This window comes from Marinomonas arctica (genome assembly GCF_003259225.1).
Taxonomy (GTDB): domain Bacteria; phylum Pseudomonadota; class Gammaproteobacteria; order Pseudomonadales; family Marinomonadaceae; genus Marinomonas; species Marinomonas arctica.
The window spans coordinates 1-875 of record NZ_QHJF01000018.1 but is presented as its reverse complement, the minus strand read 5'-3'; the positions used below and the strand labels follow the sequence as shown (position 1 = coordinate 875).

Annotated in this window: 2 rRNA genes; both read left to right on the top strand. The window is 40.0% G+C overall.

From position 1 onward, the window contains the following. Positions 1 to 283 precede the first annotated feature (283 nt). Positions 284 to 398, top strand: a 5S ribosomal RNA gene (gene rrf, locus DK187_RS12215). A 330-nt stretch (positions 399 to 728) separates the two neighbouring features. Beyond that, positions 729 to 843, top strand: a 5S ribosomal RNA gene (gene rrf / locus DK187_RS12210). The last annotated feature ends 32 nt before the right edge of the window (positions 844 to 875 follow it).

Below are 875 nucleotides of genomic sequence, written 5' to 3'. Positions count from 1 at the left end.
TGAGGCATTGAGCTAACCAATACTAATTGCTCGTGAGGCTTGACCATATAACACCAAAGTGGTTTTGGATGAAAAGAGTGAACGCTCAGATCATCAGAATGACAAAGACATAAATTACGATCAAGCATCAGCAATGATGAGCATCGGTTTGATACTTGGTTATCGCTATTTCAAAAAAGAATTGTTAAAGATCCAAGCACGTCTTCGCGTGTTTTGAGACGAGCTAGCTGTAAAAGGCAAGCAGCACAACAGAGTGCCACTCAAAACAAACGCAACAGAATTGCTTGACGATCATAGAGGCGTTGAACCACCTGATCCCATCCCGAACTCAGAAGTGAAAAGCGCCATCGCTGATGGTAGTGTGGGAGATCCCATGTGAGAGTAGGTCGTCGTCAAGCTTTATATTTGAGAAATAGATCCACACGATAATGTGGGTCTATTTTTGACAGATAAGCATGTGATACTAGTTTATCGTCAAGCTTTACATTTAAGAAATAGATTTACACGATAGTGTGGGTCTTTTTTTGACAGATAAGCATGTGATACTAGTTTATCGTCAAGCTTTATATTTAAGAAATAGATTTACACGATAGTGTGGTCTATTTATGACAGATAAGCATGTGATACTAGTTTATCGTCAAGCTTTATATTAAGAAGTCCTGGTAAAGTTATCAGGCAGTTGAAAATTTGGTTTTATTAGCCGATTGCTACTAAAACAAACCAGTTTTCTTGATGATCATAGAGGCGTTGAACCACCTGATCCCATCCCGAACTCAGAAGTGAAAAGCGCCATCGCCGATGGTAGTGTGGGAGATCCCATGTGAGAGTAGGTCGTTATCAAGATTTAATTAAGAAGGCCCTGATGGCTTCAGCTA